The organism is Streptomyces sp. NPDC001796 (assembly GCF_042892355.1).
Classification (GTDB): domain Bacteria; phylum Actinomycetota; class Actinomycetes; order Streptomycetales; family Streptomycetaceae; genus Streptomyces.
On record NZ_JBIAUC010000002.1, the window covers coordinates 435,096 to 459,817 of the forward strand.

The window sequence follows — 24,722 nt, forward strand, 5'->3', positions numbered from 1 at the left end:
TCCGAGCAACTGTGACGGATTACGCTCACCCTTCGATCCACCGCGCCGCCGCCACACTGATCTCCTCGGGGCTGTACGTGGGATGAGCGTTCCCATGAGCGAGGAGACCCACGATCGGCTCTCGACGTACGCCGCGGCCGAGCGGAAGACACCGGATGAGTCCTTGCAGGAGGCGATCGCCGAGGCGCTGGCCCGTGCCGCGCCACGCCGTGCACAGCTGGAGTGCTCGCTCAACGAACTGCTGCGCCTCCAGACGCATCCCTACGCGGGAGTCGGCCGATGCGGGGAAGTGGGCTGACCGGCGCAGACAGCGGGCAGCCGCGCGGCGGCTGGTCTCATCAGGGCGGATGGGGATGGTGGGGAGCGTCCATCGGAAGTCGCAGGTCAGCGCGATGGCCAAGCACCTGGACGAGCAGGTCGCCGAGTTTCGTAACCGGCCCCTGGACGCCGGTCCCTACGCCTTCGTCTGGGTCGATGCCCTGACTCAGAAGGTCCGCGAGGGCGGCCGCATCATCAACGTCCACGCGCTGATCGCGGTCCAGTCCCGCGAGGGGGCCGATGAGGATGCCCGCCTGGTAGAAGACGTTGAAGGCGGTGTTCCTGCTCGACGCCTCGGTTCGGCCCCTCCACAGCCTGCTGAGCAAGCTGACGGAGGTGTCCATCGGCATCGACGCCACCCCGATTCGCACCTTCTCCCGCGGCCGCCGCTCGAACGGCCCGGAGCTCGCCACCGACCCGGACGCCGGCTGGTACGTGCGCGACGGCGACCACCGCGACCCCGACGTGCCGGTGGCTGACGCCATGCGTCCGTTGCCGCCCGCCAGGAAGGGCAAAGCCAAGATCCCAGAATGCCAGAAGAAGACCTCGCTCAGGAAGAAATACCTCTTCGGGTACGACGCCCACCTCATCGTGACGCGCGACGCGGAACACGATGCAGTACTGCTCGCCGACGGTACTCCGAGCCCAGATGTGCTCCCGTCCCTCGTCCTGGGCGTCTCCCTCGACAAGCCCGGCCACCGCCCTGGACACCGACGGCCACCTGACACCGGCGGCATAGCCCGAGCCCAGCCGCCCCGGCCCCGCACCGCAGCACACCAAGGACAGGCCCCGATACGTGAGATAACTCACGCGCCGGGGCCCCGCCGTATGCCTTGACCAAGTTGTGCGATGTCTCACAGCCGACAACCGCCAACACAACGAGAAACGGGCCCCTGCCGTGACTTCCGTCACCGGCAGAGACCCGTTCCGTCGGTATCTCTCTGTGCGCGAGGGGGGAGTTGAACCCCCACGCCCTTGCGGGCACTGGAACCTGAATCCAGCGCGTCTGCCTATTCCGCCACCCGCGCATTGGGTGTGTCCTCCGGCTCCGGCCCTTTCGGCCCGGCGCCTTCCGACACCCAGAACATTAGCACGCTGGAGAGGGTGGGTTCACATCCCTTTCCCCTGGGGCCTTCGGCCCCGCCCCGCGAACCCCCTCGCGACCAGCGGCATCACCGAGCCCCCGGCTCCCGGCCCTCCCGCACGCACGCCCGCCCCCACCGACCACCGCCCACGGACCCGACACCGAACAGCAGACACCGAACAGCAGACACCGAACAGCAGACAACAAACAGCGGACAGCGAACGGCGGACACCGAATCCAGACGTCGGGCATCCGGCACCTCGGCAGGAACGCCCCACCCCCAGCCCAGCCCACCACCGACACGCCTCCACCCGACGCCCAGCCCTCAGCCGTCAGCCCAAGCCCCAAGCCCTCAGCCCCCCAGCACCCTGCCCCGGCACCCCCGCCCGCCCCACCCGACCTCCCGCCGCCCCGAGCCCCCGCCGGCCCCGCAACGTCTCAACGCGTGTCTGTTCACGTATCAACCTCGTACCGGTCCCGCCCATCTCTCCAGGAGTCGGGCGGGCTCCACAGCCGGGTGCGGGACACTGGTCTGCGGCCCCCTTTACGATCCATGGCGGGAGTACGACCGCGGAGTGCTCCGAGGAGTGCGTCAAGGAGTACGCCCGGAAGGTGTTCGAAGGGGCCGTCCGGAGGGAAACCCGGAGGCGTCGACACCCGTCGACAGGGCCGATGGGGGGAACCAGCCGATTTTCCGGCGCGTGGATACGATCAGTAAGCAGTACCAGGTAAGCAGTACACAGGACGGCAACGACGGAGGAGGTGCCCCATGGGAGTCCTGAAGAAGTTCGAGCAACGCCTCGAAGGTCTGGTCAACGGCACCTTCGCCAAGGTCTTCAAGTCCGAGGTCCAGCCCGTGGAGATCGCCGGAGCGCTCCAGCGCGAGTGCGACAACAACGCGACCATCTGGAACCGCGACCGCACCGTCGTCCCCAACGACTTCATCGTGGAGCTGAGCGCACCGGACTACGAGCGCCTCAGCCCCTACTCCGGCCAGCTCGGCGACGAGCTCGCCGGCATGGTGCGCGACTACGCCAAGCAGCAGCGCTACACCTTCATGGGCCCCATCAAGGTCCATCTGGAGAAGGCCGACGACCTGGACACCGGCCTGTACCGGGTGCGCAGCCGTACGCTCGCCTCCTCCACCAACCAGCAGGCGCCCGCGCAGGGCGGCGCCTCCGGGCGCCCCGGCGGCTACGGCTACCCGCCCTCAGCCCCGCCGGCGGGCGCTCCGCCCATGCCGTCCGCGCCGCCGCCCGGCGCCCGCCCCGGCGGATACGGCTACCCGCAGCCCGCCGGGCAGCGCCCCGGCGGGGTCCCGGCGTCCGGCGGGCGCACCCGCTACTGGATCGAGATCAACGGCACCCGCCATCAGATCTCCCGCCCGACGCTGGTGCTGGGGCGCAGCACCGACGCCGACGTGCGGATCGACGACCCCGGCGTCTCCCGCCGGCACTGTGAGATCCGGACCGGAACGCCCTCGACGATCCAGGATCTCGGCTCCACCAACGGCATCGTGGTGGACGGGCAGCACACCACCCGCGCTACGCTCCGCGACGGCTCGCGGATCGTCGTGGGCAGCACCACCGTTATCTATAGGCAAGCCGAAGGGTGAAGCGGGGGCAATGTCAGAGCTGACCCTCACGGTCATGCGGCTGGGTTTCCTGGCCGTACTGTGGCTGTTCGTGATCGTGGCCGTGCAGGTCATCAGAAGCGACCTGTTCGGTACGCGGGTCACCCAGCGCGGTGCGCGTCGCGAGGCCGCACGGCCGCAGCAGACCGCCCGCCAGGCGGCGCCCCCGCCGCAGCGCCAGCAGCCGGGCGGCGGCCGGCAGCGTCGCGGGGCCCCCACCAAGCTGGTCGTCTCCGAGGGCTCGCTGACCGGGACGACGGTCGCGCTGCAGGGCCAGACCATCACACTCGGCCGTGCCCATGACAGCACCATCGTGCTGGACGACGACTACGCCTCCAGCCGGCACGCCAGGATCTACCCCGACCGCGACGGCCAGTGGATCGTCGAGGACCTCGGGTCCACCAACGGTACGTACCTCGACCGGACCCGGCTGACGTCCCCCACACCGATTCCGCTTGGCGCGCCGATCCGCATCGGCAAGACCGTCATCGAGCTGCGGAAGTAGTACGACAATGAGCGAGCGGAGCGAGCACGCAGCGGCGGCCCCCACCCAGGGCACCGGCGCGCTCCCGACCGGAGGGTGGGCACCGTGCGGATGTACCCGGAGCCGACGGGCGAGGTGCGCATGAGTCTGTCACTGCGCTTCGCCGCCGGATCGCACAAAGGCATGATCCGCGAGGGCAACGAGGACTCCGGTTACGCCGGTCCGCGCCTGCTCGCGATCGCCGACGGGATGGGCGGCCAGGCCGCCGGCGAGGTCGCCTCCTCCGAGGTGATCTCCACCATCGTCGCGCTCGACGACGACATCCCCGGCTCCGACGTCCTCACCTCGCTCGGCACCGCGGTGCAGCGCGCCAACGACCAGCTGCGGGCGATGGTCGAGGAGGACCCCCAGCTCGAGGGCATGGGGACCACGCTCACCGCGCTGCTGTGGACCGGTCAGCGGCTCGGTCTCGTCCACGTCGGCGACTCCCGCGCGTACCTGCTGCGGGACGGCGTCCTCACCCAGATCACCCAGGACCACACGTGGGTGCAGCGGCTCGTCGACGAGGGCCGCATCACCGAGGAGGAGGCCACCACCCACCCGCAGCGGTCCCTGCTGATGCGCGCGCTGGGCAGCGGCGACCACGTCGAGCCGGACCTGTCCATCCGCGAGGTGCGCGCCGGCGACCGTTACCTGATCTGCTCCGACGGGCTGTCCGGGGTGGTCTCCCACCAGACGCTGGAGGAGACCCTCGCCAGCTACCACGGCCCCGAGGAGACCGTGCAGGCGCTGATCGAGCTGGCGCTGCGCGGTGGCGGCCCCGACAACATCACGGTCATCGTGGCCGACGTGCTGGACCTGGACACCGGGGACACCCTCGCCGGGCATCTGTCCGACACCCCGGTCGTGGTGGGCGCGGTCGCCGAGAACCAGAACCACCTGCACGACAACGGCATCATGCAGACGCCCGCGGGCCGCGCCGCCGGCCTGGGCCGCCACGCCGCCGGGCAGGGCGGCGGGGGCCAGTTCGGGCCGCCCGGCAGCGGCGACACCACCGGGTACATCCCGGCGGGCAGCTTCGGCGACTACACCGACGAGGACTTCGTCAAGCCGAGGAAGAGCCGCAGGTGGCTGAAGAGATCCTTCTACACGGTCCTCGCGCTCGCCGTCATCGGCGGCGGCTGCTACGGCGCCTACCGGTGGACGCAGACGCAGTACTACGTCGGCGCCAACGGCGAGCACGTCGCGCTGTACCGCGGCATCAGCCAGGACCTGGCCTGGGTGTCGCTGTCCAAGGTGGAGAAGGACCACCCGGAGATCGAACTCAAGTACCTGCCGTCGTACCAGCAGAAGCAGGTCCAGGCGACCATCGCCGAGGGCGGTCTCCAGGCGGCCCAGTCGAAGATCTCCGAGCTGGCCGTGCAGGCGTCCGCGTGCAGGAAGGACGCCGAACGCCGCACCGCGGACTCCAAGAACACCCCCAAGCCCGGCAGCACCACGGGAACCGCGAGCAACTCCCCGACGTCCAAGGCCACAGCGACTCCGAACCCCTCGGCGTCGGCCTCCAAGACCCAGACCGCACCCACTCCCACACCCGGCCCCAGCCTCTCGGAGCAAGAGCAGAAGGTCGTCTCACTGTGCGGTAAGCAGTAAGCAAGCCGTGAGGGGCCCTGTCACACCATGAGCAGCAGTACGAACACGTCGACGCACCACACGTCCACGATCGGCGCGATCGGCACACCGAGCCGCCGCAACACCGAGCTGGCGCTGCTGGTGTTCGCCGTCGTCATCCCGGTGTTCGCCTACGCCAACGTGGGCCTCGCCATCAACAACAAGGTGCCGCCCGGCCTGTTGAGCTACGGTGTCGGCCTCGGTCTGCTGGCCGGCGTCGGCCATCTCGTCGTACGGAAGTTCGCCCCGTACGCGGACCCGTTGCTGCTGCCGCTGGCGACCCTGCTCAACGGCCTCGGTCTGGTGGTGATCTGGCGGCTGGACCAGTCCAAGCTGCTGCAGTCCATCAAGCAGGCCGGCAACGCGGCGCCCCGCCAGCTGATGTACACGGCGCTGGGCATCGCGCTGTTCGTCGCCGTACTGGTCTTCCTCAAGGACCACCGCGTCCTGCAGCGCTACACCTACATCTCCATGGTTGCGGCACTGGTCCTGCTGCTCCTGCCGCTCGTCCCGGGCCTGGGCGCCAACATCTACGGCGCGAAGATCTGGATCCACGTCGGCAGCTTCTCCATCCAACCCGGTGAGTTCGCGAAGATCGTCCTCGCGGTGTTCTTCGCCGGTTACCTGATGGTCAAGCGCGACGCGCTCGCCCTGGCCAGCCGCCGCTTCATGGGCCTGTACCTGCCACGCGGACGCGACCTCGGACCGATCCTCGTCGTCTGGGCGATCTCGATCCTCATCCTGGTCTTCGAGACCGACCTCGGTACGTCGCTGCTGTTCTTCGGAATGTTCGTCGTCATGCTGTACGTCGCCACCGAGCGGACCAGCTGGATCGTCTTCGGTCTGCTGATGTCCGCGGCCGGCGCCGTCGGCGTGGCCAGCATCGAGCCGCACGTGAAGATGCGCGTCCAGGCCTGGCTCGACCCGATGAAGGAGTACACGCTCAGCCGCCAGGGCGTCGGCGGCCACTCCGAGCAGCTGCAGCAGGCCCTGTGGGCGTTCGGCTCCGGCGGCACCCTCGGCACCGGCCTCGGTCAGGGCCACTCCGACCTGATCCGGTTCGCCGCCAACTCGGACTTCGTCCTCGCCACCTTCGGCGAGGAGCTGGGCCTGGCCGGAATCATGGCGATCCTGCTGATCTACGGCCTGATCGTGGAGCGCGGCGTCCGCACCGCCCTCGCCGCCCGCGACCCGTTCGGCAAGCTGCTGGCCGTCGGCCTGTCCGGCGCGTTCGCGCTGCAGGTCTTCGTGGTCGCCGGCGGTGTGATGGGGCTCATCCCGCTGACCGGTATGACGATGCCCTTCCTGGCGTACGGAGGCTCCTCCGTGATCGCCAACTGGGCCCTGATCGGCATCCTGCTGCGCATCAGCGACACCGCGCGCCGCCCGGCCCCCACCCCCGCCCCGAACCCCGACGCCGAGATGACCCAGGTGGTCCGACCGTGAACAAGCCCCTGCGCCGGATCGCGATCTTCTGCGGGCTCCTTGTCCTCGCGCTGCTCGTCCGCGACAACTGGCTCCAGTACCTTCAGGCCGACAGCCTGCGCACCGACCCGAACAACCGCCGTGTGCTGATCGCCCGGTACTCCACGCCGCGCGGCGACATCATCGTCGACGGCAACCCCATCACCGGGTCCAAGGAGACGCCCACCAACAGCCTCAACGACTTCAAGTACAAGCGCACCTACAAGGACGGCGCGATGTGGGCGCCGGTCACCGGTTACGCCTCGCAGGCCTTCGGCGCCACGCAGCTGGAGTCCATCGAGGACGGCATCCTCACCGGCACCGACGACAGGCTGTTCTTCCGCAACACCCTCAACATGCTGACGGGCAAGCAGCAGCAGGGCGGCAACGTCGTCACCACCCTCAACGCGGCCGCGCAGAAGGCCGCGTACGACGGCCTGAAGAAGGTCGGCGGCAAGGGCGCGGCCGTGGCGCTCGACCCGCAGACCGGGGCGATCCTGGCGCTGGCCTCCTACCCGTCGTACGACCCGTCGACGTTCGCGGGCAACTCGCTGTCCACGGACTCCGCGGCCTGGCAGAAGCTGCAGAAGAAGAGCGACCCGAGCGATCCGATGCTGAACCGGGCGCTGCGCGAGACCTACCCGCCGGGCTCGACCTTCAAGGTGGTCACTGCGGCGGCGGCGCTGGAGAACGGGCTGTACACCAGCGCGGACGACCCGACCAGGTCCCCGCTGCCCTACACCCTCCCGGACACCAGGACGGAGCTGAAGAACGAGGGGAACATCCCCTGCGAGAACGCGACCATGCGGACCGCGCTGCAGTACTCCTGCAACACCGTCTTCGGCAAGATCGGCGCCGACCTCGGCAAGGACAAGATGCTCGAGGAGGCGAAGAAGTTCGGCTTCGACTCCGAGCAGTACACGCCGGTGCGCTCGGTCGCCTCCAACTTCCCCGAGAAGATGGACCGGCCGCAGACGGCGCTCAGCTCCATCGGCCAGTTCGAGACCGCTGCGACGCCGCTGCAGATGGCCATGGTCGCCTCCGCCGTCGCCAACGACGGCAAGCTGATGAAGCCGTACATGGTGGACAAGCTGCAGGCGCCCAGCCTCGACGTGATCACTCAGACTCAGCCGCAGGAGCTCAGCCGGCCGCTGTCGGAGAAGAACGCCCAGATCCTGCAGTCGATGATGCAGACCGTCGTCGAGAAGGGCACCGGCACCAACGCGCAGATCCCCGGCGTCACCGTGGGCGGCAAGACCGGTACCGCCCAGCACGGTCTGAACAACAGTGAGAAGCCGTACGCCTGGTTCCTCTCGTTCGCCAAGCTCAAGGACGGCAGCTCGCCTGTCGCCGTGGCCGTGGTGGTCGAGGACGACAAGGCCAACCGTGACGACATCTCCGGTGGCGGCCTCGCCGCCCCCATCGCGAAGAGCGTCATGGAAGCGGTCATCAACAGCAAGAAGTGACCCCCGTCACGTCCCCTTCACATCGGTGCACGTTGCGATACCGGTCCTGTATCAGGTGGCGGATGTGGCCAGGTCACACAGAGCGAGCCGGGTACCGTATGCCCGGACAGCACACCGCCGGACCACACGCGGGTGTGGTCGGGACCGACGGAGAGGGCTGGTAGGAAGCTATGGAAGAGCCGCGTCGCCTCGGCGGCCGGTACGAGCTGGGCCAGGTGCTCGGCCGTGGTGGCATGGCCGAGGTCTACCTCGCGCACGACACCCGCCTCGGCCGCACCGTGGCGGTGAAGACGCTGCGCGCCGACCTGGCGCGCGACCCTTCCTTCCAGGCCCGGTTCCGCCGGGAGGCCCAGTCGGCCGCCTCACTCAACCACCCCGCGATCGTCGCGGTGTACGACACGGGCGAGGACTACATCGACGGGGTCTCGATCCCGTACATCGTCATGGAGTACGTCGACGGCTCAACACTCCGTGAGCTTCTTCACAGCGGCCGCAAGCTGCTGCCGGAGCGCGCCATGGAGATGACCATCGGCATCCTCCAGGGCCTGGAGTACGCCCACCGCAACGGCATCGTCCACCGCGACATCAAGCCCGCGAACGTCATGCTGACGCGCAACGGCCAGGTCAAGGTGATGGACTTCGGCATCGCCCGCGCCATGGGCGACGCCGGCATGACGATGACGCAGACCGCGGCGGTCATCGGCACCGCCCAGTACCTCTCGCCCGAGCAGGCGAAGGGCGAGCAGGTCGACTCGCGTTCGGACCTGTACTCGACGGGATGCCTGCTCTACGAGCTGCTGACGGTCCGCCCGCCCTTCGTCGGCGACTCCCCGGTCGCGGTGGCCTACCAGCACGTCCGCGAGGAACCGCAGCCGCCGAGCGTCTTCGACCCCGAGATCACGCCCGAGATGGACGCGATCGTGCTCAGGGCGCTGGTCAAGGACCCCGACTACCGCTACCAGAGCGCCGACGAGATGCGCGCCGACATCGAGGCGTGCCTCGACGGCCAGCCGGTCGCGGCGACGGCGGCGATGGGCTCGGTCGGCTACGGCGGCTACCCCGACGACCAGCCGACGACGGCCCTGCGCTCCGACCCGGGCGCCGGCGCGACGACGATGATGCCGCCGATGAACCCGGACGACGGGGGCTACGGCTACGACGACCGCCCGGACCGCCGCCGCCAGAAGAAGTCGAACACCTCGACGGTCCTGCTGGTCGTCGCGGGTGTACTGGTGCTGGTCGGCGCGATCCTCATCGGCAAGTGGATCTTCAGCGGCAACGGCGGGGTCGGCAACGACACCGTGCCGGCGCCGAACTTCGTCGGCCAGTCCCAGAAGGACGCGCAGACACTCGCGGACAACTCGGACCTGAAGCTCTCCATCTCGCGGAAGCCCTGCGAGGACCAGCAGAAGGGCAATGTCTGCTCGCAGGACCCGAAGGCGAACACCGAGGTCAAGAAGGGCAGCGTCGTCAATCTGGTGGTGTCCACGGGGGCCCCGAAGGTGGCGGTGCCGGACGTGCGGGGGCTGCAGTTCGACAAGGCGAAGTCCCAGCTCGAGGACAAGGGCTTCGTGGTCGAACGCAAGACGGCGGAGTCCGACCAGACCCCGGGCGTCGTCACTGACCAGAACCCCGCCGGCGGCACGGATCAGGAGAAGGGCTCGACGATAACCCTCACGGTGGCCGCGGCCCCGCAGACCGTGACCGTGCCGGACGTGAGGAACCAGACCTGTGACGACGCCAAGAAGCAGCTGCAGGCGAACAACCTGACACCGGGCAACTGCGTCGACACCGACACCACCGACCCGAACCAGGTCGGCAAGGTCATACAGACCGACCCCGGGGTGCTCACCCAGGTGAAGGCCGGCACGACGATCACCATCCAGATAGGCAAGCAGGCCAACCAGCAGACGCAGGTCCCGGGCGTATTCAACCAAAAGCTGAGCGACGCCGTGAAGATCCTTCAGCAGAAGGGCTTCAACCGCATTCAGGTCAACGGCCCGACGGACGGCAACGCCCGGGTCGTCAACCAGGACCCGCAGCCCAACACCCAGGCCGACCCGAACAGCCAGACGATCACCCTGACCACGGTGCCGGCCGGAGGAAACAACGGCGGCGGCAACGGCGGCTTCTTCAGCGGACTGACCGGAGGCTGAGGCCGACCGGCCCGCACCGGCCCGCACCGGCCACCACGACGAGCGAGCCCCGGCACCTGCAGGTGCCGGGGCTCTCGCATGGAACCAAACCTGCAGCTCCAGCTCTTTGTACGAGATCCGACCACATCTCGTGGACCGTCACGAGCTGGAAGCGTGGACCGCCGGAGTGCGGCTCAAGGCCCTGCGCCAGCCGAAGCCGACGAAGGCTCGAATCCGCAGAGGTAGTTGCGGGGCTTCGAGCCTCCGCCATGTCAGGGGACAGAGGTCCTCCCAGGACCTCTGTCGCTCAGTCCAGCTCCTTCGGCGGCGTCCGCTCGCTGTCCACCTTCTGCACCCGCACCAGTTCGCCCCACACGATGTACCGGTACTCCGAGGTGTAGACGGGGGTGCACGTCGTCAGGGTGATGTAGTGGCCCGGCTTCTTCACGCCCGCCTCCTTCGGGATCGCCGAGAGCACCTTCACGTTGTACTTCGAGGTCTCGGGGAGGATCGCGAAGACCTTGTAGACGTACCAGTCGTCCTTCGTCTCGAAGACGATCGGGTCGCCCTTCTTCAGCTTGTCGATGTTGTGGAACTTCGCCCCGTGCCCGTCCCGGTGCGCGGCCAGCGTGAAGTTGCCCGTCCCGCCCGTCATCGGCAGCGTCGCCTTGACCGGGTCCGTGTAGTAGCCGGCCACGCCGTCGTTGAGGACGCTCGTGGACGTGCCCTTCTCGACGAGCACCTCGCCGTTCTTCATCGCCGGCACGTGCAGAAAGCCGATGCCGTCCTTCGTGTCCAGGGCGCCCGGGCCGCTGTCCTTCTCGGCCGCCCAGTGGTCGCGCACCTTGTCGCCCTGATGGTCGGCCCGGCGGTCCGCTATGACGTTCGTCCACCACAGGGAGTAGACGACGAACAGGCCCAGCACCAGTCCCGCCGTGATCAGCAGCTCGCCGAAGACGCTGACCGCCAGCGCGATCCGGCCGCGCCCGCGGCGCCGAGCCGACGGGGAAGCGGCGGTCCGCTCGTCCTGGTCGGTGGTCACTCCCACTGCATCTGCCCTGTCTGTTCCACGTGCCCGTGCGTCCACGTGCCCTGCGCCTACGAAATGAGCGCGTCCGGCTTGCCCTTGCTGCGCGGCCGTTCCTCGACCATCTTGCCCCACACGATCAGCCGGTACTTGCTGGTGAACTCCGGCGTGCACGTGGTCAATGTGATGTAGCGGCCCGGTGCGGTGAAGCCGGACCCCTTCGGGATCGGGTCCAGGACAGTGGTGTTCGCCGGGGACGTCACCGGCAGCATCGACGTCATCTTGTAGACGTAGTACTCGTCCTGCGTCTCCACCACGATCGCGTCACCCGGCTGGAGACGGTTGATGTACCGGAACGGCTCGCCGTGCGTGTTCCGGTGCCCCGCGAGCCCGAAGTTGCCCGTCTTGTCGCTCGGCATCGCCGTCTTCAGGCTGCCCTCGCCGTAGTGCCCGACCATGCCCTTGTCGAGCACCTTCGTCTTGCTGGTGCCCTCCGCGATCGGCGCCACCACGTCCAGCTTCGGGATGTGCAGGATGGCGAAGCCCTGCCCCGGCGCGAACACCCCCGGCTCCCGCTTGCCGCTCGCCCAGTCCTGCTGGAGGTGCTGCGCGGCGCTGCCCGCCTCCTGGTGCGCCCGCACGTTCGACCACCACAGCTGGTACGTCACGAAGAGCAGCATCACCACACCGGTGGTGATGAACAGCTCGCCCACCACGCGGCTCGCCACGACCGCCGCACCGGGCTTCTGCGCCTTCGCCGCCCGCCGGGCCTCCACCCGGGAGCGCGGCGCCTGAGCGGGCGTCTCCGCGGCCTTCTCGGGCGTCTGCGGCCCGTTTCCGCGCCGCCCGTGCTTCCGGGCCGCCTTGCGGCGCGCGGCGCGCCCACCGGGCGGCGGAGCGGTCTCGGCGGCCCGGTTCGCGGCCCGCCGCGCCTCCTCGATGTCCGAGGTGCGCAGCGCGACGGTCTCGTTGTCCACCGGCACGGGCTCGTCGTACGCGGGAGCCGGTGCCGGTCGCGGTTCCCCGTACGACGGAAGCACCGTCGTCGCGTCGTACCCCTGCCGGGGCTCGTACGTCTGCTGCGGCGCCTGCTGCCCGTACTCCCCGGCGCCCTGCCACTGAGGGCCCGGCTCCTGCCCCTGCCACATGCCGAAGTCCCCGTACGGCTGCTGCCCGTACGAGGACCCTTGCTCCGCGGCGTCCCCGTAGGTGGCGCCGGTCTCGCGCTCGGGGCGCAGCGCGGTCACGCCGTGGCCCTGCCCACCACCGGGGCGAGCCCCGCCGACCTCGCCACGGCCTCCTCGTCGCCGCACTCCACCAGCCAGTTGGCCAGCATGCGGTGCCCGTGCTCGGTCAGCACCGACTCGGGGTGGAACTGCACACCCTCCACCCGCAGCTCCCGGTGCCTGAGACCCATGATGATCCCGTCGTGCGTGCGCGCCGTGACCTCCAGATCGGCCGGGACGGTGGCCGGTTCGGCGGCCAGGGAGTGGTAGCGGGTCGCCGTGAAGGGGGACGGCAGGCCCGCGAAGACGCCCTTGCCCTCGTGCTCCACCAGCGAGGTCTTGCCGTGCAGCAGCTCCGGCGCCCGGTCGACGACACCGCCGTAGGCCACCTGCATCGACTGCATGCCCAGGCAGACCCCGAAGACCGGGACGCCCGTCGCGGCGCAGTGGCGGACCATGTCGACGCAGACGCCGGCCTCCTCGGGGGTGCCCGGTCCGGGGGACAGCAGGACGCCGTCGAAGCCGTCCTGGGCGTGCGCCGTCGACACCTCGTCGTTGCGCAGCACCTCGCACTCGGCGCCCAGCTGGTACAGGTACTGCACCAGGTTGAAGACGAAGCTGTCATAGTTGTCGACGACGAGAATGCGCGCGCTCACTGGTTGTCCACCGTCACATCGTTGAAGGGCAGCAGCGGTTCGGCCCACGGGAAGACGTACTGGAACAGGACGTACACCACGGCCAGGACCAGCACGACGGAAATCAGTGCCTTCAGCCACACGTTCCCCGGCAGATGCCGCCAGATCCAGCCGTACATGCCGTCCCTTCCGTCTCACCACGGCACCAGACTCACGCCGTACGCCACCAGACTACTGGCGCAGAGCCGCCGGTTTCCCTGCCTCCACAGGCTGTGTGGAATCCAGGTGCGCCCAGACGATCAGCCGGTGACTGTGCCCCCACTCGGGATCGCACGTCGTCAGCGTCAGATAGCGTCCCGGACGCGTGTACCCGGACGTACGTGGCACAGGGTCGATCACTTCAACGTCCGTCGGCACGGTTTTGTAAGGGCCTTTGTCGATCCGATACGTGAACCAGGTGGTGCCGTCGGTGAGGACCACCGCGTCGCCGGGCCGCAGCCCGGGGAAGTCCTTGAAGGGATCGCCGTACGTCCGCCGGTGGCCGGCGACCGCGAAGTTGCCCACCTGGCCGAGCCGGGCGGTGCCCGCGTAGTGGCCCAGCCCCCTCTTCAGGGTGTCCACGGCGGTGTCCTCGAGCACGGGCTTGTTCCACGTGAAACCGAACCGCGGGACGTACATGACGGCGAACGGCCTGCCCTGGACATACGGTCCCGGACTGCCGGGGCTCGCGGCGCCCGTCGCCGCGGCGGACGCGCGCACCGTCTCCTTCGCCCACTGCTTCTGCAGCCGGCCGATCTGGTCGTTCATCGCGCCGTCCGCCTTCACCCCGGTCCAGAACATCACGTAGACCACGAACAGCACGATGAGGGCACCCACGGTGATGCACAGTTCGCTGACGGTCCTGACGATCACGCGCACCGGCACGGATCCCCCCAGCGGCAGCGGCCTCTACTCCACGGGCTTGGCGTAGTGCAGGTCCACTGTGCCGGAGTAGCCGGGAAGAGTCACCGTGCCGTCCTCGGTGACTTTCCAGCCGAGGCCGTAGACGTTGACGTACACCATGTAGTTCTGGATCGCGGGCGAGTCCGCGAGCGCCTTCTGCAGCTTGTCCGGGTTCCCGACGGCGGTGATCTTGTAGGGGGGCGAGTAGACGCGGCCCTGGAGGATCAGGGTGTTGCCGACGCAGCGCACCGCGCTGGTGGAGATCAGCCGCTGGTCCATGACCTTGATGCCCTGGGCGCCGCCCTGCCACAGCGCGTTCACCACGGCCTGGAGGTCCTGCTGGTGGATCACCAGGTAGTCGGGCTGCGGCTCCGGATATCCGGGGAGCTTGGCGGTGGCGTTCGGCGGGGCGTCGTTGAGGGTGACCGTGACGGCCCTGCCGGTGAGCTTCTGGGTGCCGGCGTCCTTCTCCAGCGTCGCGAGGCGGTCCTGCTCGGCCTTGCTCGTCGTGCCGCCGGTGCGCTTGGCCAGGGCCTCCACGGCGGAGCGCAGGGCGGCGTTGGACTCGTCGAGCCGGGCGTTCTTGTGGCTGCGCTCGTGGATGAGGTCGGACAGCTTCAGCAGCGAGGTGTCGGTGCGGAGGTTGGTCCCCTTGGCCGTGTTGAAGCTCGTCATGAACAGAAGACCGGCGAGAGCGAAGACGCCCACGGTGAGCACCCGCACGGGCCGGAATCGGCGCGTGCGGACGGACGGGGTCCCCACATCCGGGGAACCGGAACCCGTCCCGGGGGAGTCGTCCGTATCGCTCACGTACCCTTATCTCCTTCGGCGCCGCGGAAGCACTACGCTAACGGACGCCCGGGGGAGCGCTCATGTCCCCTTGTACGCTGCCCCGGAGCCAGCCCCAGTTCCCTGCGCGGCGACGCAGCGCATCGACAGGAGAGACCCTCGTGCCGAAGTCACGTATCCGCAAGAAGGCCGACTACACGCCACCGCCGTCCAAGCAGGCCCAGGCCATCAAGCTGGAGAACCGCGGCTGGGTCGCGCCGGTGATGCTGGCCATGTTCCTCATCGGGCTGGCCTGGATCGTCGTCTTCTACGTGACCGACGGGTCGCTGCCGATCCACGCGCTGCGCAACTGGAACATCGTGGTGGGCTTCGGGTTCATCGCCGCCGGGTTCGGCGTCTCCACCCAGTGGAAGTAGGGCCTCACGCCCGTCGGCGCCGGCTCTGCCCACAGCTGCACGCGGAGTTATCCACAGCCCTGTCCACAAGTCGTGCGGCCAGTGGAAAAAGAACGACGATCTGTGGATAACCCGTCGGGCATTGACGCCGGTATGACGGAATCACCGGCCTCCGTAAACCTGTTCGCCCCCTGTCCCACCTGGGAAAACTCCGGTCGGTGACAGGGGGCACATGCGTTCCCCGCCGCATGCACAAGATCCCGGGCCGGGCTGTGGACAACTCTGGGTACAACCCCGGGCTACGGCCTGTGCACATCCGCCACTCAGGTGAGCTGAGCTGTTCTCAGCAGTGTCATGACGACCACGGCGGCCAGCACCAGCGCGCACACCCCGTACTGCACGAGGGCCCGCCGTTCGCGCGGGGCGTGGACCATGGCGTAGCCGCTGATCACGCCGGCCACCAGGCCTCCGATATGGGCCTGCCAGGAGATGTGCATCCCCGGGCTGAAGGTGAAGATCAGGTTGATCACCAGTAGGGCGATGATCGGCCGCAGGTCGTAATTGAGGCGGCGCATCAGGACGGCGGTGGCGCCGAACAGGCCGAAGATGGCGCCGGAGGCACCGAGCGTGGCCGTGGTCGGGGAGGCCAGCAGATAGGCCAGGGCGCTGCCCGACAGCCCGGAGACGAAGTAGACCGTGAGGTAGCGGAGACGGCCGAGGGCTGCCTCCAGAGGTCCGCCGAGCCACCAGAGACTGAGCATGTTGAAGGCGATGTGCCAGATCTCCTGGTGGGTGAACATCGAGGTCACCATGCGGTACCACTCGCCGCCCGCGACTCCTTCGGTGGGTGTGAAGGGCTTGGGCGGCCAGGCGCCGATGAGGAACAGGTCGTTCAACAGTGACGGGCGTACCTGCACCGCGATGAACACCGCGACGTTGATCCCGATGAGGATCTTGGTGAGGAGGCGCGGGTCGGCGGTGACGCTGCCGCCGGCGATGGTGCGCGGCCGGGAGGCGGCCGGGGCGTGGCCCGTGCCGGATCCGGTGCGGACGCACTCGGGGCACTGGAAGCCGACCGAGGCGTCGACCATGCATTCCGGGCAGATGGGGCGCTCGCAGCGGGTGCAGCGGATGCCGGTCTCGCGGTCCGGGTGCCGATAGCAGACCGGCAGCTCCCGGGCCTCGGGCGGCCCCTGGTTCTGCGGGCCCTGCGGGCTGCCTGGCGCCTGGTCCATGAGGTCCCTCACTTCTCCGTACGACGGGGTGCCCCGCCCCTCCTTCTACGGATGGGCGGGGCGCTTTTGTTCCCTCGTGCGGGGTGCCCTGTGGGGGTCAGCCCTCGCGGGTCTCGACGACGACCGACTCGATGACGACGTCGTTGACCGGGCGGTCGGTGCGCGGGTTGGTCTGGGTGGTGGCGATGGAGTCCACGACCTTCTGGCTGCCCGCGTCGGTGATCTCGCCGAAGATCGTGTGCTTGCGGTTCAGCCAGGCCGTCGGGGCGACCGTGATGAAGAACTGCGAGCCGTTGGTGCCCGGACCGGCGTTGGCCATGGCCAGCAGGTAGGGCTTGTCGAAGCGCAGGTCCGGGTGGAACTCGTCCTCGAACTGGTAGCCGGGACCGCCGGTGCCGTTGCCCAGCGGGTCACCGCCCTGGATCATGAAGCCGCTGATCACCCGGTGGAAGACCGTGCCGTCGTAGAGCTTCTTGGCGGACTTCTCGCCGGTGGCGGGGTGAGTCCACTCACGCTCACCCTTGGCGAGTTCGACGAAGTTCTTGACCGTCTTGGGGGCGTGGTCCGGGAAGAGCCGGACCAGGATGTCGCCGTGGTTGGTCTTCAGGGTGGCGTAGAGCTGCTCAGCCACGATCTGCCTTCCGTTGTCCTTTGTGACCTCCTGATCCTCGCACGCCACGCCCTCCGCGTCGTCCGGCGACCACGTCCGCGACCACGTCCGGGGGAAGATCGGTCGGTGGTTCCCGTGGTGCTGCCGGGGCGGCAGCCCGGACGGCGGGTGGTTCGTGGGGCCGGTGTCGGCTGCGGGCGTGGGAAAACCGGTCGAGTCGTCCTGTCTCAAGGGCGCGGCGGGACGATCCGTGGCATTGTCGGGGACAAGCTCCTGTTACTCCGTATTCATCCGCTCTTGCACGTGATCGGCCGATGCGCGTGATCGTCTCTCGTCGTCCGCCCGGGCACGGACCGCAATCGTCCGCCTGGGCCGCATGACCCGGATGCCGTTTCTCGCATGCCCGGGTGCTGTTCGACAGGCATGATCCGTAAAAGGCTGGAAAGTCGAATTACCGTACGCCACCGAGGAGGAGGAACCCCGTGACCCGCATTGACAGCGTGCGCGCCGCGACCGGTTCGGCGAAGGACAGCGTGCTGCATGCCGCGGAAGTGGTGGCGCCCTACGCCGACACGGCCAAGGACAAGGCAGCGCACTACGCACATGAGGCGCGTGTCCGTCTCGCGCCCAAGGTGTCGCAGGCCGCCGAGCAGGCCCGCGTCCAGTACGACGCCCATCTCGCCCCGCGCCTGGAACAGGCCCGCGCGCATGTGCCGCCGGCGGTGGACCAGGCCGCGACACGCACCCGTAAGGCGGCCCGCCAGGCGGCCGACTACTCCCGTCCGAAGATCGAGCAGGCCGTCGCCGCGGCCGGCCCGGTACGGGAGGAGGCGGCGGCCCGCGGGGCGGCGGCACTGGCTGCGCTGCGCGGTCAGGTCTCGCCGCGGCAGATCGAGAAGCTGGTCCGCCGGCAGCGGCGGCGGGCCAGGGCCGGCCGGGTGGCGAAGGGTCTGGCCCTGCTGGGCCTCGCGGCGGGCGGCGCCTTCGCCGCCTGGAAGTGGTGGGACAAGCAGGCGAACCCGGACTGGTTGGTCGAGCCGCCTGCCGCGACCGAAGTCCCGCAGAGCGAGCGGCTGTCGTCGGTGGACGGCAGCGGTCCCAGCGTGCTGGACCCGGAGGTGGAGGCGAAGCAGGCCGAGGAGGAGTCCACGGACGGCGACGACCGCCGCTGAGTGCGCCTGGTCGGCTGTGGGCTGCCATCACGCCGTGGGGCAGGGGAAGGTGAGGGTTCCCCTGCCCCACGGCGCTGTTGTTTCACGTGGAACGGGGGCGGGCGTTCACCTCTCCCCTCCGTGATGACGTTTGCAACGCTTCTGGTGTGCACGTTCCGTGGAGACTTCGCTCACTCTGAGCACGCTCACGGTTACGCAGGCCGGGGTCCAGCAGGCGGTACAAGGACCGCTTCCCCCTTCGGCGGAGGGTCAGAGGCCGCCGGATCCTCGGAGGGAGATCTCGAGGAGCCTGGCATTCTCCGGTTGTTCGCGCTATGGATCGCAACGGCTGCAAATTCCATGTGTGACCGGGGTCACGGCGCACGCAAAAACCGGTCGATCGCCGCGATGCGGCGTCCGACCGGTTTCGAGTGTGGAGCCTAGGGGAGTCGAACCCCTGACATCTGCCATGCAAAGACAGCGCTCTACCAACTGAGCTAAGGCCCCGCGCAGAGGCGTCCGGCCGGTGGAACACGGGCTGCCGGGCGCTGCGGACCAGCGTACCGGGTCCTGGCCGGTATCTCACAAAAAGATGGGGGGTCCCCGTGGACAACCACTCTCCGTAAGATGCTCGACGTGGTTCGCTACAGCGAACCGCGGTTTTTGGGGAAGCGATGGGGAGACGCAATGGACGCCGCACAGCAGGAAGCCACCGCAAGAGCGCGGGAGCTGCAGCGGAACTGGTACGGGGAGCCGTTGGGGGCGCTCTTCCGTAGGCTCATCGAGGATCTTGGGCTCAACCAGGCCCGCCTCGCGGGGGTTCTCGGACTGTCCGCCCCGATGCTGTCGCAGCTGATGAGCGGTCAGCGCGCCAAGATCGGCAACCCGGCGGTGGTCCAGCGGGTGCAGCTGCTGCAGGAGCTGGCGGCGCAGGTGTCGGACGGCAGTGTCAGCGCGGCCGAGGCGACCGAGCGCATGGAGGAGATCAAGAAGTCCCAGGGGGGCTCGGTGCTGAGCAACACCACGCAGACGACGAACAGTTCGGGCGCGCCCACGGTGAAGCGGGTGGTCCGTGAGATCCAGTCGCTGCTGCGCTCGGTGGCGGCGGCCGGGGACATCATCGAGGCGGCCGACACCCTCGCCCCGAGCCACCCGGAACTGGCAGAGTTCCTCCGGGTGTACGGCGCCGGCCGCACCTCCGACGCGGTCGCCCACTACCAGTCCCACCAGAACTGAGCCGACGCCTTTGCCGCCGGGGACTCTCGCGCCGGGGGGTGCGCGGGGGTCCTCGTCGCCGTCCGGGAGGGGGAGCGACGTACGACCATGGGTGAGGTCTTCGCCGGGCGGTACGAACTGGTCGATCCCATCGGGCGCGGGGGAGTCGGTGCGGTGTGGCGCGCCTGGGACCACCGCCGACGCCGCTATGTGGCCGCGAAGGTGCTGCAGCAGAGCGACGCCCACTCCTTGCTGAGGTTCGTGCGCGAGCAGGCGCTGCGCATCGACCACCCCCATGTGCTGGCGCCCGCGAGCTGGGCCGCGGACGACGACAAGGTGCTGTTCACCATGGACCTGGTCGCCGGCGGCTCGCTCGTCCACCTCGTCGGGGACTACGGGCCGCTGCCCCCGGTGCTCGTCTGCACCCTGCTGGACCAGCTGCTGTCCGGGCTAGCGGCCGTGCACGCGGAGGGGGTCGTGCACCGCGACATCAAGCCCGCCAACATCCTTCTGGAGGCCACCGGCACGGCCCGGCCCCGGCTGCGGCTGTCGGACTTCGGCATCGCCATGCGGCTGGGCGAGCCGCGGCTGACGGAGACCGACTACGTGGTGGGCACGCCCGGTTATCTCGCGCCGGAGCAACTGCTGGGCGCGGAGCCGGACTTCCCGGCCGACCTGTTCGCCGTGGGCCTGGTCACCCTGTATCTGCTGCAGGGTGCCAAGCCTGACGCCAAGGCCCTGGTCGAGTACTTCACGGCCAACGGGACGCCGGGGGCGCCGCAGGGCGTGCCCGGGCCGCTCTGGGAGGTCGTCGCGACCCTGGTGCAGCCGGATCCGGCCGCACGGTTCCGTACGGCGACGGGGGCGCGCAAGGCGCTGGCCGCGGCCGTGGAGTTGCTGCCGGAGCCGGGGCCCGACGTGGAGCAGGTGGAGATCTTCGACCAACTCGGACCGCTTCCGGCGGGGTTCGGGCCCGACGGGCCGGTGCGCGCGGGGGCGGGTGGTGCGGCCGGTGGGGTGTCGGCGGACCGGGAGTCTGCGGACGGGGTGTCGGCGGACCGGGTCTCGGCGTCGTGGCCGGCGACCGGTTCGATACCGCCGCGGCCGACCACGGCGCCCCCGACGACCGGTGCGGGTGCGGCCGGTGCCGGGCCGGGGGTTTCGGGCACCGCAACGCCCGGGCCGCCTTCCCCTGCCGTGCGGCCGGCGGCCGCTCCCCTCGTCGTACCGCCCAGACCCACGGTCGATCCGACGCCGTCGCCCTTTCCTGCACCTTCGGCCGCCTCGGAGCCGACGTCCGACCCCAGGTGGACGGTCGGCCCCGCACCGGCATCCGGCCCCACACCGACGGTCGGCCCCACACCGGCATCCCGCGCCACACCGACGGCCGGCCCCACACCGGCATCCGGCCCCACACCGACGGCCGGGTCGACGCCGCCTCCGCAGCCGGCCGCCATGTCGGACACCGGGAGTTTCCATCTGCCGCCGCCGCTGCCCTCGCCGCGCGAGACGGTCCCCGTGGTGCCACGGCCGCCCGCCCGGCCGCCGTCACCACCCGTGGTGGCCCTGGCCCCGGCCCATGCCCCGCACCACGACCCCACCCGCATGCCCTCCGCCACGGCTCCCGTGACAGCCCCGGCGGTCGCCGGCCGGCACCCACTCCAGGACCACGCCGTCCCGTCCCCGCACGCCCCCACGCAGTCGCAGCGGGTCGCCCGGCACGGCAGGCGAGCGGCCACCCGGCGCCCCGGCCCGCCCGCCAAGGTCGCCGTGCCGGTCCTGCTCCTCGCGCTGCTGTGCTACGCGGTCGGGTTCTGGGCGCTGCTGCGGATCTGAGCGGCGGTCACCCGGCCCATCGGCTCCGCGCCCGCCGCCGGGCGGCCGCCGTCCACACCGCGAGCACCAGGACGAGGGCGGTCCCGGTGCCGATCCCGCCCAGCGCGACCGCCGTCATCGTGCGGGAATCCCGGTCCCCGCCGGCCGCGCCCGTTCCGTCTCCCCCACCGCCTCCGGGCGTCCCCACCGCGGCTTCCTCCCGGTCGGCCGCCGTCACCCGGAACACATCGCGCGGCGCGGACCACCCCGCGTACGCCGGAGGGGACGTCGCCGTCCCGCTCACCCGCACGCGCAGCGTCAGTCCGAACGGGCCGTTCCCGTACCGCTGCGCCACGGGTGCGCCCAGGTGCACGGCAAGGTAGTACCAGCCCGCGAACCGCATTCCGCTCGTGCGGTCGCCGGCGGCATGGCGGTTGGCGTAGGCGACGGGCGGCAGCGGGGTGAGGGCCGCCGAGGTCTGGGCACCGCTGTACCCGGTGGTGGCGTCGTCGACGTGGCCGCGGACGGGGTTGTACAGCGCCATGGCCAGGGCGGTGCCGACGTAGCCGTCGCCGGGGGAGCCACCGGGGGAGCTGCCCAGTTCGACGGTTGCGGCGAGTTGCCGGCCCCAGTCCACGGGCACCTTGTAGAAGAGGGTCTGCCCGGGCCGGATCGCGTCCTGCCAGACGCCCTGGCCGAGGGCGCTCGCCGTGGCGAAACCGGCTCCGCCCGCGCGCCGGACGGGGTCGCCCAGCAGGGCGTCGGGGGTCGCGGAGTTCCAGGCGCCGGGCGGTGTGGTGGTCGTGGCGTCCGGCTGCTGCAGGGAGGGTTCGGAGACGTAGTCCAGCTCCAGGTCCCAGGCGCCGGTCGCGGAGCCGGACAGGTCTCGCTGTTCGACGACCGCGTAGTACACCCCGGCGTCCTTGCACCCGTAGCTGCCGGGCCCGGTCTCGCGGGCGGCCCACGCGGCGACGGGGTGCGGGCTCTGGGTGGGGCCGAAGTGGGTGGTGCCGGATGAGCACGTGGCGCCGTCGGCGTCCTGGACGGAGACCCGCAGGCCGTCGGAGGCGGAGACCCGGGCGCCGGCCCGGGGGACGGCGGTCGCGGAGACGTAGGCGTTGGTGGTGGCGTCGAGGTCCAGGCGGTAGTAGAGCTTGCCGGCCGCGGGGAGGGTGCTCCGGTAGGTGTGTCCGGGATCAAGGCGCGCGGCGTCCGAGGTGACGGTGGCGCCCCGGACCGTTCCGGCGCCGGGCGCGAAGGCGTACGGAGTGGGCGTACCGTCGGCCGCCGGGGCGGCGGGGGCGGCTCGCGCGGGAAGCGCCAGGGTGACACCGAGCGCGGCCGTCGTGCACAGGGCCACCACCGCGTGCGCCTGCGTGAGCCCACGCCCCCGCGCTCCGCGCCGCGCTTCCGTGCGCCACCACATCCCGCGCCCCCCTCTGGCCGTTGCGCCGCTCCGGACCGGACCGTCGCCCATCCTGCCCCGCCGGCCACAGGGGCATCAGCGCATCGGAGAGGAGCGGCCGAAATGCTCACCCCGGGGGACGGCGCTTGCGGCAGCAACCGATCCCTTGACGGACAGGTACATATTCGGGAGTCCCTGGAGAAAGCAACACAAAACCCCGACCGCGTCGGCGGCCGGGGTCTGCTCTGAACTGCTGTCTGTCGGAACTCACGAACCCGTGGGCACGGAGTCGGTCGCCTCCGTCCACAGATCCTGCTCGGCGCGATCCGCCTGGATCTGGCGGTACACGAGGAGCCCGCCGATGGCGGCCAGTGCGACCAGGAGAAGCTTCTTCACCGCGCGACCTCGTCTTTCCTTGACGTAGGGGACCTCTGGCGCCCGACTATACACACCGATCGATATCGATCGGTGACCTGAGCCGACGCTCAACTCCGGCCCGGCGCAGCGCAGTACGACCGGACCTCACCGATGGCGATCCGCGGGTGAGCGGACCTCACGGTGTGTGACGTTCACCGCCCTCCACCACAGATTTCCGGCCTTTTTCGGCCCTGTGCGACCCCGTGCGCCCATCCGGGTGGTGTTCATCCGAAGATCGACGCGGCACGGGCGTCGGTCCACCACTTCGCAGCCCCCATACACATCATGAGGAAAGTACGCAAATCGCCCAACCCGAAAGTGAGGGGTCATGGCCCGGAACAAGGTCATGAAGCTGTGGACCGCCGTCGTCACCGCCTTCCTGGCGCTGTGCGCCGCGCTCGGCTTCGCCACCACGACCGCCACCACGGCCGCGGCCGCGTCGGTACCACAGCCGCAGTCGGCGCGCACCTCCGGCCCGCAGATGATGCTGCCGTGGCCGGCGCACGGACACCGGCCCCTGGCCCGGTCCCTGCCCCCCACGATGAAGCAACGCATCAGGGCCGAGGCCCACGGCTCCTCCCCCTCCTGCCGCCACCTCCCGTCCACGGCCATCGCCGCGACCACGCCCCTCACCCACCACGCCCACCGCTCCCACGACGCACCACGACGCTTCGAGGAGCCGACCGTGCTGCTGCGCAGCTGACGGAGCGGCGGACGACGTCCAGCACGGAGACACTCAGGGACCCACCGAGGCGACTTGCGTACACGCCGACGGCAGACCGCCCGGCACCTGCTCCCAGGTGCCGGGCCGTCTGCCGTGCCCTCGTCTTCCGGCACCGGCGCCTTCCGCCTGCGCAGCCCGTGCCCGTTCCCAAGTCGTCAGGACCTCTCGAGGAGTCCTAGGCTGGCCTGGAGGGCCCCGACGGATCGGTGAGAGCACCAGTGCCCAAGGCGTACGAGCTGATCGCGGACGACCCGCCGATGGACCGGCGGCACGGCCGCGACACCTGCGTACGGGGTTGGCGGACGCCCGTGGTGCGCCACAACGGGCGGCACCAGTGGGAGAAGGACCGCGCCCGGCAGCCGCTGGCCACGCGGGCGGGGACCGGGGCGACGGAGCACGACACCGGGCTGCCGTCTCACCACCTCGTGTTCGACGCGAAGTACCGCGAGACGAAGGCGCCCAAGCACCTCGCGGACGCGTTCGGCGTCCCGGACGGCACGGTCCTGCTGGAGCGCACCTACCGGACGCGCTGCGCGGCCGAGAACGCCCCGTTCAGCCTCGTGACCTCCTATCTCGTCCGTGACGTGGTCGCGCGGAATCCGGACCTGCTGGACGACTCCAACGAGCCCTGGCCCGGCGGCACACACAACCAGCTCCGCACGGTCGGCATCGAGGTCGACCGCATCGAGGAGCGTTTCACCGCCCGTCCGCCGACGCCCCAAGAGGCGCAGGAACTTGAGCTTCCGCCCGGGGCGCCGGTGATCCTGCTCCGCAAGACCTCGTACGACACCGGCGGCCGCGTCGTGGACATCACCGACGTCACACTGCCCGGCGACCGCACGGAACTGGTCTTCGTCACTCCCCTGGAAAGGTGGTGAGCG

General features: G+C 70.0%; 24 protein-coding genes, 2 tRNA genes and 1 pseudogene. 15 read left to right on the forward strand and 12 right to left on the reverse strand.

The window, feature by feature from the left end:
- Nucleotides 1-94: 94 nt before the first annotated feature.
- The 3 genes and pseudogenes from ACFYZE_RS05480 to ACFYZE_RS05490 all read left to right on the forward strand — a co-directional run bounded on the left by ACFYZE_RS05480 (nt 95) and on the right by ACFYZE_RS05490 (nt 1,155).
- Complete coding sequence (locus ACFYZE_RS05480) at nt 95-298, forward strand: hypothetical protein (protein ID WP_388988956.1); 204 nt, start codon at nt 95-97, stop codon at nt 296-298.
- A gap of 76 nt (nt 299-374) precedes the next feature.
- Nucleotides 375-539: pseudogene (locus tag ACFYZE_RS05485) on the forward strand (transposase); the annotation flags it as partial.
- Between the two features lie 115 nt (nt 540-654).
- On the forward strand, nt 655-1,155 hold the full coding sequence (locus tag ACFYZE_RS05490) for a hypothetical protein (protein ID WP_388989575.1): 501 nt from the start codon (nt 655-657) through the stop codon (nt 1,153-1,155).
- Between the two features lie 107 nt (nt 1,156-1,262).
- On the opposite strand, the gene ACFYZE_RS05495 is transcribed toward ACFYZE_RS05490, so the two are convergent.
- A tRNA-Leu gene (locus ACFYZE_RS05495) sits at nt 1,263-1,346 on the reverse strand.
- Between the two features lie 825 nt (nt 1,347-2,171).
- Here ACFYZE_RS05495 and ACFYZE_RS05500 point away from each other — a divergent pair.
- From ACFYZE_RS05500 to pknB, 6 genes are all read left to right on the forward strand, one after another.
- A complete protein-coding gene (locus ACFYZE_RS05500) occupies nt 2,172-3,017 on the forward strand; it encodes an FhaA domain-containing protein (RefSeq protein ID WP_388988959.1) in 846 nt (281 codons plus the stop codon).
- Nucleotides 3,018-3,027: 10 nt separating this feature from the next.
- Nucleotides 3,028-3,540, forward strand: coding sequence for an FHA domain-containing protein (locus tag ACFYZE_RS05505; protein WP_103837321.1), 513 nt, complete (start codon nt 3,028-3,030; stop codon nt 3,538-3,540).
- Between the two features lie 120 nt (nt 3,541-3,660).
- Nucleotides 3,661-5,172 carry a Stp1/IreP family PP2C-type Ser/Thr phosphatase gene (locus ACFYZE_RS05510; protein WP_388988963.1) on the forward strand — a complete coding sequence of 504 codons (1,512 nt, stop codon included), beginning with the start codon at nt 3,661-3,663 and terminating at the stop codon, nt 5,170-5,172.
- A gap of 27 nt (nt 5,173-5,199) precedes the next feature.
- Nucleotides 5,200-6,636 carry an FtsW/RodA/SpoVE family cell cycle protein gene (locus ACFYZE_RS05515; RefSeq protein WP_388988966.1) on the forward strand — a complete coding sequence of 479 codons (1,437 nt, stop codon included), beginning with the start codon at nt 5,200-5,202 and terminating at the stop codon, nt 6,634-6,636.
- Complete coding sequence (locus ACFYZE_RS05520) at nt 6,633-8,120, forward strand: peptidoglycan D,D-transpeptidase FtsI family protein (protein ID WP_388988969.1); 1,488 nt, start codon at nt 6,633-6,635, stop codon at nt 8,118-8,120. The genes ACFYZE_RS05515 and ACFYZE_RS05520 overlap by 4 nt, the downstream gene beginning before the upstream one ends.
- Nucleotides 8,121-8,290: 170 nt before the next feature.
- Nucleotides 8,291-10,276: a Stk1 family PASTA domain-containing Ser/Thr kinase gene (pknB, locus tag ACFYZE_RS05525; RefSeq protein WP_388988972.1), complete on the forward strand. Its 1,986-nt coding sequence runs from the start codon at nt 8,291-8,293 to the stop codon at nt 10,274-10,276.
- Between the two features lie 286 nt (nt 10,277-10,562).
- On the opposite strand, the gene ACFYZE_RS05530 is transcribed toward pknB, so the two are convergent.
- Genes ACFYZE_RS05530 through ACFYZE_RS05555 form a run of 6 tightly spaced genes read right to left on the reverse strand, consistent with a single transcriptional unit; the run spans nt 10,563 to nt 14,895 of the window.
- Entirely contained in the window at nt 10,563-11,303 is a 741-nt protein-coding gene (locus tag ACFYZE_RS05530) for a class E sortase (protein ID WP_388988975.1), read from the reverse strand.
- A gap of 50 nt (nt 11,304-11,353) precedes the next feature.
- Nucleotides 11,354-12,529 carry a class E sortase gene (locus ACFYZE_RS05535; RefSeq protein WP_388988978.1) on the reverse strand — a complete coding sequence of 392 codons (1,176 nt, stop codon included), beginning with the start codon at nt 12,527-12,529 and terminating at the stop codon, nt 11,354-11,356.
- Nucleotides 12,526-13,164, reverse strand: a complete 639-nt coding sequence (locus ACFYZE_RS05540) for an aminodeoxychorismate/anthranilate synthase component II (protein WP_388988981.1) — start codon at nt 13,162-13,164, stop codon at nt 12,526-12,528. The genes ACFYZE_RS05535 and ACFYZE_RS05540 overlap by 4 nt, the downstream gene beginning before the upstream one ends.
- Nucleotides 13,161-13,322, reverse strand: coding sequence for a hypothetical protein (locus ACFYZE_RS05545; RefSeq protein WP_388988984.1), 162 nt, complete (start codon nt 13,320-13,322; stop codon nt 13,161-13,163). The genes ACFYZE_RS05540 and ACFYZE_RS05545 overlap by 4 nt, the downstream gene beginning before the upstream one ends.
- Before the next feature lie 52 nt (nt 13,323-13,374).
- The gene (locus ACFYZE_RS05550) at nt 13,375-14,061 is read right to left on the reverse strand and encodes a class E sortase (protein WP_388988987.1); all 687 of its coding nucleotides are present in this window, start codon (nt 14,059-14,061) and stop codon (nt 13,375-13,377) included.
- Between the two features lie 30 nt (nt 14,062-14,091).
- Entirely contained in the window at nt 14,092-14,895 is an 804-nt protein-coding gene (locus ACFYZE_RS05555; protein ID WP_388988990.1) for a DUF881 domain-containing protein, read from the reverse strand.
- 140 nt (nt 14,896-15,035) lie between these two features.
- Here ACFYZE_RS05555 and crgA point away from each other — a divergent pair, with 140 nt between their 5' ends.
- Nucleotides 15,036-15,290: a cell division protein CrgA gene (crgA, locus tag ACFYZE_RS05560; protein ID WP_103837311.1), complete on the forward strand. Its 255-nt coding sequence runs from the start codon at nt 15,036-15,038 to the stop codon at nt 15,288-15,290.
- 302 nt (nt 15,291-15,592) lie between these two features.
- Here crgA and ACFYZE_RS05565 read toward each other — a convergent pair whose 3' ends face one another.
- Both ACFYZE_RS05565 and ACFYZE_RS05570 read right to left on the reverse strand, forming a co-directional pair.
- On the reverse strand, nt 15,593-16,504 hold the full coding sequence (locus ACFYZE_RS05565) for a rhomboid family intramembrane serine protease (protein WP_388988993.1): 912 nt from the start codon (nt 16,502-16,504) through the stop codon (nt 15,593-15,595).
- Between the two features lie 97 nt (nt 16,505-16,601).
- On the reverse strand, nt 16,602-17,135 hold the full coding sequence (locus tag ACFYZE_RS05570) for a peptidylprolyl isomerase (RefSeq protein WP_388988996.1): 534 nt from the start codon (nt 17,133-17,135) through the stop codon (nt 16,602-16,604).
- Nucleotides 17,136-17,596: 461 nt separating this feature from the next.
- On the opposite strand from ACFYZE_RS05570, the gene ACFYZE_RS05575 reads away from it, so the two are divergent.
- On the forward strand, nt 17,597-18,286 hold the full coding sequence (locus tag ACFYZE_RS05575; protein ID WP_388988999.1) for a DUF5324 family protein: 690 nt from the start codon (nt 17,597-17,599) through the stop codon (nt 18,284-18,286).
- Between the two features lie 413 nt (nt 18,287-18,699).
- On the opposite strand, the gene ACFYZE_RS05580 is transcribed toward ACFYZE_RS05575, so the two are convergent.
- Nucleotides 18,700-18,772 (reverse strand) — tRNA-Ala (locus tag ACFYZE_RS05580).
- Nucleotides 18,773-18,952: 180 nt separating this feature from the next.
- On the opposite strand from ACFYZE_RS05580, the gene ACFYZE_RS05585 reads away from it, so the two are divergent.
- Both ACFYZE_RS05585 and ACFYZE_RS05590 read left to right on the forward strand, forming a co-directional pair.
- Entirely contained in the window at nt 18,953-19,501 is a 549-nt protein-coding gene (locus tag ACFYZE_RS05585) for a DNA-binding protein (RefSeq protein ID WP_103837308.1), read from the forward strand.
- 87 nt (nt 19,502-19,588) lie between these two features.
- Nucleotides 19,589-21,316, forward strand: a complete 1,728-nt coding sequence (locus ACFYZE_RS05590) for a protein kinase (protein WP_388989002.1) — start codon at nt 19,589-19,591, stop codon at nt 21,314-21,316.
- A 7-nt stretch (nt 21,317-21,323) separates the two neighbouring features.
- On the opposite strand, the gene ACFYZE_RS05595 is transcribed toward ACFYZE_RS05590, so the two are convergent.
- Together ACFYZE_RS05595 and ACFYZE_RS05600 are read right to left on the reverse strand one after the other, a co-directional pair.
- Nucleotides 21,324-22,721 carry a hypothetical protein gene (locus ACFYZE_RS05595; protein WP_388989005.1) on the reverse strand — a complete coding sequence of 466 codons (1,398 nt, stop codon included), beginning with the start codon at nt 22,719-22,721 and terminating at the stop codon, nt 21,324-21,326.
- 246 nt (nt 22,722-22,967) lie between these two features.
- Nucleotides 22,968-23,096, reverse strand: coding sequence for a DLW-39 family protein (locus tag ACFYZE_RS05600; protein WP_003999697.1), 129 nt, complete (start codon nt 23,094-23,096; stop codon nt 22,968-22,970).
- A 349-nt stretch (nt 23,097-23,445) separates the two neighbouring features.
- On the opposite strand from ACFYZE_RS05600, the gene ACFYZE_RS05605 reads away from it, so the two are divergent.
- Nucleotides 23,446-23,820 (forward strand): DUF6344 domain-containing protein, encoded by a 375-nt coding sequence (locus ACFYZE_RS05605; protein ID WP_388989008.1) that lies wholly within the window; start codon nt 23,446-23,448, stop codon nt 23,818-23,820.
- Between the two features lie 278 nt (nt 23,821-24,098).
- Nucleotides 24,099-24,719, forward strand: a complete 621-nt coding sequence (locus ACFYZE_RS05610; RefSeq protein WP_388989536.1) for a GntR family transcriptional regulator — start codon at nt 24,099-24,101, stop codon at nt 24,717-24,719.
- Nucleotides 24,720-24,722: the final 3 nt, after the last annotated feature.

Coding starts and splice junctions, on each gene's coding strand:
- ACFYZE_RS05480 (WP_388988956.1), top strand. CDS start 95: ATGAGCGAGGAGACCCACGATCGGCTCTCGACGTACGCCGCGGCCGAG.
- ACFYZE_RS05500 (WP_388988959.1), top strand. CDS start 2,172: ATGGGAGTCCTGAAGAAGTTCGAGCAACGCCTCGAAGGTCTGGTCAAC.
- ACFYZE_RS05505 (WP_103837321.1), top strand. CDS start 3,028: ATGTCAGAGCTGACCCTCACGGTCATGCGGCTGGGTTTCCTGGCCGTA.
- ACFYZE_RS05510 (WP_388988963.1), top strand. CDS start 3,661: ATGAGTCTGTCACTGCGCTTCGCCGCCGGATCGCACAAAGGCATGATC.
- ACFYZE_RS05515 (WP_388988966.1), top strand. CDS start 5,200: ATGAGCAGCAGTACGAACACGTCGACGCACCACACGTCCACGATCGGC.
- pknB (WP_388988972.1), top strand. CDS start 8,291: ATGGAAGAGCCGCGTCGCCTCGGCGGCCGGTACGAGCTGGGCCAGGTG.
- ACFYZE_RS05545 (WP_388988984.1), bottom strand. CDS start 13,322: ATGTACGGCTGGATCTGGCGGCATCTGCCGGGGAACGTGTGGCTGAAG.
- ACFYZE_RS05565 (WP_388988993.1), bottom strand. CDS start 16,504: ATGGACCAGGCGCCAGGCAGCCCGCAGGGCCCGCAGAACCAGGGGCCG.
- ACFYZE_RS05585 (WP_103837308.1), top strand. CDS start 18,953: ATGGACGCCGCACAGCAGGAAGCCACCGCAAGAGCGCGGGAGCTGCAG.
- ACFYZE_RS05590 (WP_388989002.1), top strand. CDS start 19,589: ATGGGTGAGGTCTTCGCCGGGCGGTACGAACTGGTCGATCCCATCGGG.
- ACFYZE_RS05595 (WP_388989005.1), bottom strand. CDS start 22,721: ATGTGGTGGCGCACGGAAGCGCGGCGCGGAGCGCGGGGGCGTGGGCTC.
- ACFYZE_RS05605 (WP_388989008.1), top strand. CDS start 23,446: ATGGCCCGGAACAAGGTCATGAAGCTGTGGACCGCCGTCGTCACCGCC.
- ACFYZE_RS05610 (WP_388989536.1), top strand. CDS start 24,099: ATGGACCGGCGGCACGGCCGCGACACCTGCGTACGGGGTTGGCGGACG.